Here is a 6929-nt window from a genome sequence, read left to right as displayed (position 1 = left end):
ACCGAGACGTGTTCGGCGTTGATCAACCCCTGTGCCTGGGCGCGGGCGGTCGCGGGCAACACCGGCGGTAACGCGGGCCCGGTGATCGGCTGGCGCGGCGCCACCCACGATGCCTCGGTCAGCCGGCGATGGGCCTCGCTGGTGGAGATCCGCCACCGCACCGAGAGCACTTCTTTCCACGATTTGGCGCCCAGCTGCTGCGGTGTGGCCTCGGTCTGCAGCCGGGCCAACAACCGGGCATTCACCGCCGGCAGCCGACACCCCAGGACTTCGAGTTCGTCCAATGTTTCCACCAGGTCGGGGCGGGTCACCAAATCGACATCGCAGGCCGCCAACTCATCGACTGCAGCAGCCACCGCCGCCACCGCCGCCCGCAACGTCTCCCCAGACACAACTCGAACATACATTCGACCACCGACAAGTTTCGGTCGCTGGCGGATGTCGCGTTGACTCATCCGAAATGCGCGTGAAAAGCGTCGAAATGGCCCTTCGTTGCCTCATCGGAAATGCGCGCGTGTGCGGCGCGCCTACGTGATCGTCCAGCTACGAACTCTGTAGGCCCAGATGATGGGGTTGACATTGGCCGAGCGCAGGGCAGTGACCGAGACGACCGCGATCCGTTACTCGCTGGCTGATAAATCAACGAAGGGCATCATTCTCGACGAGTTGTGTGCCACTACCGGCTGGCACCGCAACCATGCCCGGAAAGCCCTCACCAGGGCGTTGCAGCCCAAATTGATATCACCGAGAGCGCCGCGGCTCCCGAAGTATGGGCCGGATGTGATTGCCGCACTGACAGTGTGCTGGACAGTGCTGGGAATGCCGGCCGGCAAGAGACTGGCCCCGATGCTGGGTGAATTGTTGGCCGTCTTACGCCATTTCAAGGAACTTGAGATCGATGACGACACCGCCGAACTCTTGGTATCGATGTCTGCTGCCACCATCGACCGTCGCCTGGCCGGTGAACGGGCCAGACAACGACCCAAGGGGCGCTGCACGACCAAGCCGGGATCGCTGCTGAAAAGTCAGATTCCGGTACGTACCTGGGCCGACTGGGACGATGCCCGGCCTGGGTTCGTCGAAATCGACCTGGTTTCCCACGACGGCGGCAACTCCGCCGGTGCGTTCGCGTTCACCTTGACCGTGACCGACGTCGCTACCGGGTGGACCGAAAACCGCTCAGTGCCCAGCAAGGCGGCCAAAGGTGTCCTCCACGCTCTCAACGACATCGCGTACAACATGCCGTTCCCAGTGCTGGGGGTCGACTCTGACAACGGATCGGAATTCATCAACCAGGCCCTGCTGCAGTGGTGCGAACGCCACCAGATCACCTTCACTCGCGCACGGCCGGGCAACAAGAACGATGGCTGCCATGTCGAGCAGAAGAACTGGGCGGTGGTGCGCACCGTGGTCGGCTACCACCGCTACGACACGGCCGCAGAGCTGTTGTTACTCAAAGAGATATGGCGTCTTCAGTCCCAACTGACCAACTACTTCTACCCGCAGCAGAAACTGTTGTCGAAGGTTCGCCACGGCGCCACAGTGACGAAGAAGCACGATACGGCCGCCACTCCGTTCCACCGCGCAATCGTCCATCCCGCCATGACCGTCGAGCGCATCGTGGCACTAACCCGGACTTACTCCCTGATCAATCCCGCCGCCACCAAACGCCAAATCCAAGCCCTCTCCGCCCAGCTCCTGACGATCACCACCAGCAAAGCTGACTCCATTGCCAAGGCCAACGTCAACAAGCGCGCACGATCACATGAGGCAACGAATCCACCCCAGCGCGCATCTTGACATGAGGCAACAGGGATGTGATGTCCCGAGACATCACACGGCCGGCTGGCGAATGCCATCGAAGCCCGGGCATCGCGCTCCCCGATCAGACTGAGCCGTGACATCCTGATTCACGATGACAGACGCAGACTGGACCATTCGTCCCCGCGAGGGTCTGGGTCGACTCGAATTCGGCATGTCCCCGACACAGGTGGATGAGCTGTCCGAGGCGTACGGCACCGTCACCGGTCGCGCTGCCGACCGCATCTCCGACGACTTCCTCCACGAGACGCTGAAGATGTTCGGCGATTCGATGAGCGACGTGGAAAAGCAGGCGCTCATCGCCGAATACGCGGACAACGGCCCGCCCGCAGACAGCGTGACCGAAACCCGCGGCGACCTCGTGCTGCGATACCAGGCCGACCGCCTCTGCGAAATCATGCCTGCCGGCCAACGGCACCCGCTGTTCCTCGCCGGCAGGAATCTCTTCGCACTGCAAAGCCTCGAAACACTGGGGTTACTGGAAGGGGTCAACGGAAGCCCCGGACGCTATGCCGACACCGAAGCGGCCTTCGATAACCTCGCCATCTCAGTCAGCGGATTCAGCGTCCGCGAGTCGAATTCCGTTGTTCTGGCCTTGAAAGGCTCCGACGAGCGTTTCCTGGAACGAACGGTGACGCTGCGGGAAGTCCCCTACGTCCCCGAGGAGGAACTGCACCGCTACGTCCTGTTCTCAGCGCGCGCAGTGACAGACCGGCCTGGTTGAGATCCCACGCAGGCCATGGCCGCCCGACGAAGACACAGCACCGACTACTCCCACCGAACCTCGTCCGGCGTCTTGTCATCACGCAGTCCGCGCCAACTGGGCTGCCGCAACCGGTTGTCCGACGTGCGTTCGCTGTAGCGCACCTCCCCCACCAACTCGGGACGGACGAACGTCACGCCTTTGGCGTCAGGGCCCGTAAGCCTTGCGGCGAAGGGTGATTCGTCGGTCTCGAGCGGAGCGAGTAGCTTTTTCAGCGACGCCAACTGCTTCTCGGTGAAGCCGGTTCCCACGCGGCCGACGAACTGCAGGCCGTCCTCACCGGGGATGCCGAGCATCAGCGCACCGATACCGCTCGTGCGTCCGCCTTCACCCTGCCGCCAGCCGCCGATCACCACCTCCTGGGTATTCCAGATCTTGTCCTTGATCCAGGACGACGACCGGCGGCCCGGCTGGTACGTGGATTCCCGCTTCTTCGCGATCACCCCCTCCCAGCCCCGAGATCTCGCGTACTCCAATGCCTCTGGGCCGTCACCGTCGATCGCAGCTGGAACGATCAACCCGCCGCCGTCGGCCAGCGCCTCCAGTATCTTTCGGCGGTCGCGGTATTTGGCCTTCATCAACGGTCGGCCGTCGACGAACAGGATGTCGAACGCCCAGAATTCCAGTCGGGTTGAGCGGGCACGGTTCTGCATTTCGCTGAAGCTTGGCACCCCCGATTCGTCCAGGGCGACGGCCTCGCCGTCGAGAATGACGTGGTGGTCCGCGAGGTCGGCGGCGAGTGCTTTCAGCTGGGGGTATTCGCCCGTGACATCTCGTCCACGCCGCGAGCGCAGCGTCAGCTTGCCGTGGTCGACCTCGACCAGCAGCCGGTAGCCATCCCATTTACCCTCGAATGCCCACTGCGCCTTGGTCAATCGCTCTACCGAGCCCTCGGTCGTCAGCATCGGCGACAGGTCCGCCACCGAAAGCTTGGGCTGATCCTTCATCCTGTGCGCGAGCCAGTTCTTCCCGTCGGTCTGGATCAGCGCGTAGCGGCCTTCGATCTTCTTGCCGTGCAGCGTGACGATCACCTCGCCACCCTTGGCGGGACCGTCCGGAGAGTTGTCATTGAACTTCTCGGTCTCGTACGTGCCGGTGTCCCAGATGAAGACCTTGCCGCCGCCGTACTCACCCTTCGGTATTTCGCCCGCGAAATCGATGTAGTCCATCGGGTGGTCCTCGGTGTGCACGGCGAGGTGATTCACCGAGGGGGTGTCGGGCAGGTTCTTCGGCACCGCCCAGCTGACGAGCACCCCGTCCCGTTCCAGCCGGAAGTCGTAGTGCAGGCGGCGGGCGTGGTGTTCCTGGATGACGAACTTGTCGTTGCTTCCGGTCGTCGGCGCCTCGGCGGGAACGGGCTCGGGCGTCTTCGCGCGGTCGCGCATGCTGCGATACCGGGTCAGCTTGTCGGTGGCAGGCAGCGGCTCGTCGAGCCCGGCCAGCAGGTCGCCGTCGGCGTCCAGCCGCTCGAGAACCTCGTCGAAAGTCAAGTGCCGCAGCGCCGGATCCTCGATCTCGTCCCACGTCCGCGGCGCGGCAACGCTCGGATGTTCGCGCCCGCGAAGCGAATACGGCGCGATGGTGGTCTTGTTGGCATTGTTCTGACTCCAGTCCAGGAACACCTTGCCTTCGCGCAGACTCTTCGTCATCGTCGCGGTAACCCGCTTCGTCATCGTCTGCTCGAGCTGTTGGGCCACCCGTTTGGCCAGAACAGACGCGCCTCGGGAGCTGATCGGTTCCTCCAACGGGACATAAAGGTGAAGCCCCTTGCTGCCGCTGGTCAACGGAAAGGTCGTCAAACCGATGTCAGCGATCAGGTCCCGGACCTCGTGGGCGACCTCGCAGAGCTGACGGAACGTCACCCCCTCGCCGGGATCGAGATCGAACACGATCCGCGTCGCCGGACCGACCTCACCTCCATCGGTGAAGCGCCACTGCGGCACGTGGACCTCCAATGCCGCCTGCTGCGCGATCCACGCGAGCCCCTCGACGGTGTCGATGACGGGATAGGTGGTCGTGCCGGACTTGTGGGCGATGGTGCCGCGGTCGAGCCAATCCGGTGCCGACGACGCCAGTTGCTTCTCGAAGAACGACGACTCTTCGACGCCGTTGGGCCATCGCTTGCGGGTGACCGGCCGCCCTGCGATGTGGGGCAGCATCGCTTCGGCGACGTTGACGTAGTAGTCGAAGACCTCACCCTTGGTCGTTCCCGTCGCCGGGTAGAGCACCTTGTCCGGGTTGGTCAGCCTCACCCGGTCATAACGGTCCACCACTTCACCGTATTACCCACACAGTGCCGGGTAGCGTCAAACCCGTGCGAGCACTGGTGATCGGGGAAGCGCTGATCGACATCGTGGAGCGCGACGGGCAGGTGCTCGGCGAGCATGTCGGCGGCAGTCCGCTCAATGTCGCGGTCGGATTGGCGCGGCTCGGTCGCAGCGTCGACTTCCTGACCCACATCGGCACCGACGATTACGGTCGACGCATCACCGAGTACGTCGAATCCTCAGGTGTTCAACTGGTTTCGGGTAGCACGGATGCAGCCAAGACCGCCACGGCGCACGCCGTGCTCGACGATTCAGGCTCTGCGACGTACTCTTTCGACATCGAGTGGGCGCTGTCAGGCACCCCCGAGGCAGCGCCTCCGCTGGTGGTACACACCGGCTCGATCGCGGCGGTCCTCGAACCAGGCTGCCTCGCGACCAAAGCACTGGTCGACACTTACCGTCTCTCAGCGACCTTCACGTTCGACCCGAACATCCGCCCGGCGCTGCTGACAGACGCCGACGCGGCCGGGACCCGCGTCGACCGGCTGCTCGAGCGGGCCGACGTCGTCAAGGCCAGCAGCGAGGATATGCACTGGATCGACCCCACCCGCACACCCGAACAGATCGCGACGTCGTGGCTGGCGCTCGGACCGTCGATCGTCGTCGTGACGTTCGGCGGAGAGGGCGCGGTGGCCATGTGTGCCGCCGGGACCTTGCGGGTACCTGCGGGAAATGTCGACGTGGTGGACACCGTGGGTGCCGGAGACGCGTTCATGACGGGACTGATCGACGCTCTGTGGTCGATGGACCTGCTGGGTGCCGAGCGTCGGCCCCATCTCGCGGCCGTCGGGACCGATGCGTTGACCGCCGCGGTTCGGGCCGCGACGCTGACCTCGGCGCTGACCGTGGCCAAAGCCGGGGCCGACCTGCCCGACCGCGCCACCCTCGAAAGCGCCCCCATATCGGACATACTGGGCTGATGCGGTCCATCTGGAAGGGTTCCATCGCCTTCGGGCTGGTCAATGTCCCGGTCAAGGTGTACAGCGCCACCGAGGATCACGACATCAAGTTCCACCAGGTGCACGAGAAGGACAACGGGCGCATCCGCTACAAGCGGGTGTGCGAGGTGTGCGGCGAGGTGGTCGAGTACCGCGACATCGCCAAGGCCTACGAGTCCGACGACGGTCAGACCGTCATCATCACCGACGACGACATCTCCACGTTGCCGGAGGAGCGCAGCCGCGAGATCGAGGTGCTGGAGTTCGTCCCCGCCAGCGATCTCGACCCGCTGATGTACGACCGATCGTATTTCCTTGAGCCCGAAGGCAAGTCGTCGAAGTCGTATGTGTTGCTCGCCAAGACGCTGATGGAGACCGACCGCGTGGCGATCGTAAATTTCGCGCTGCGCAACAAGACCCGGCTCGCGGCGCTGCGGGTCAAGGATTTCAGCAAGCGCGACGTCATGATGATCCACACGCTGCTGTGGCCCGACGAGATTCGCGACCCCGATTTTCCTGTGCTCGACAAGGAAGTCGAGGTCAAACCCGCCGAGCTGAAGATGGCCAGCCAGGTTGTGGACTCCATGACCGACGACTTCAATCCCGACCGCTACCACGACGACTACCAGGAGCAGCTGCACGAGCTGATCCAGGCCAAACTCGAAGGTGGCGAGGCGTTCACCACGGAAGAACAGCCGCAGGAACTCGACGAGACCGAAGATGTGTCGGACCTGCTGGCCAAGCTCGAAGCCAGTGTGAAGGCGCGCAAGGAGCAGGGCCGGTCCTCGGCCAGCAATTCGGATGACGACGAGCCCGCCAAGAAGGCCCCGGCGAAGAAAGCCGCCGCGAAGAAGGCCCCAGCCAAGAAGGCATCAGCGAAAAAGGCCCCCGCCAAGAAGGCCACGAAGAAAGCCGCGGCAAAGAAGAGCTGACCTCGCGAATGCACCCTTTGTGACGAGATTTGGCTTAGATCCGTCAACAACCGTGCATTCGTGATCGCTCGTCGCACCCCGCGCACGCAGCACCCCGCGCACGCAGCCAATTAGAACGTGTTCCAAAAAGCGCCCCCACGCCCACGCT

6 protein-coding genes are annotated in these 6929 nt (G+C 63.8%); 4 read left to right on the top strand and 2 right to left on the bottom strand.

Annotated elements, in window-relative coordinates; translation table 11 throughout:
- The coding region (locus AWC12_RS03035) for a DUF222 domain-containing protein (protein WP_133057303.1) at positions 1-407 on the bottom strand (407 nt) is incomplete at its 3' end.
- A gap of 160 nt (positions 408-567) precedes the next feature.
- Between AWC12_RS03035 and AWC12_RS03030 the strand changes: the two genes are divergently transcribed.
- Both AWC12_RS03030 and AWC12_RS03025 read left to right on the top strand, forming a co-directional pair.
- A complete protein-coding gene (locus AWC12_RS03030; RefSeq protein ID WP_085172313.1) occupies positions 568-1800 on the top strand; it encodes an integrase catalytic domain-containing protein in 1233 nt (410 codons plus the stop codon).
- Between the two features lie 115 nt (positions 1801-1915).
- The gene (locus tag AWC12_RS03025; RefSeq protein ID WP_085172305.1) at positions 1916-2545 is read left to right on the top strand and encodes a hypothetical protein; all 630 of its coding nucleotides are present in this window, start codon (positions 1916-1918) and stop codon (positions 2543-2545) included.
- A gap of 44 nt (positions 2546-2589) precedes the next feature.
- Here AWC12_RS03025 and AWC12_RS03020 read toward each other — a convergent pair whose 3' ends face one another.
- The gene (locus AWC12_RS03020; protein WP_085172303.1) at positions 2590-4857 is read right to left on the bottom strand and encodes an ATP-dependent DNA ligase; all 2268 of its coding nucleotides are present in this window, start codon (positions 4855-4857) and stop codon (positions 2590-2592) included.
- A gap of 41 nt (positions 4858-4898) precedes the next feature.
- On the opposite strand from AWC12_RS03020, the gene AWC12_RS03015 reads away from it, so the two are divergent.
- Positions 4899-5831: a carbohydrate kinase family protein gene (locus AWC12_RS03015; protein ID WP_085172301.1), complete on the top strand. Its 933-nt coding sequence runs from the start codon at positions 4899-4901 to the stop codon at positions 5829-5831.
- Entirely contained in the window at positions 5831-6781 is a 951-nt protein-coding gene (gene ku, locus AWC12_RS03010) for a non-homologous end joining protein Ku (protein ID WP_085172299.1), read from the top strand. Before AWC12_RS03015 ends, ku begins: the two co-directional genes overlap by 1 nt.
- The last annotated feature ends 148 nt before the right edge of the window (positions 6782-6929 follow it).

The sequence above is a fragment of the Mycolicibacterium iranicum genome (genome assembly GCF_002101705.1).
Lineage (GTDB): Bacteria > Actinomycetota > Actinomycetes > Mycobacteriales > Mycobacteriaceae > Mycobacterium > Mycobacterium iranicum.
Note: the sequence above shows the minus strand (reverse complement) of the source record. Positions and strands in the feature narration are given on the sequence as shown.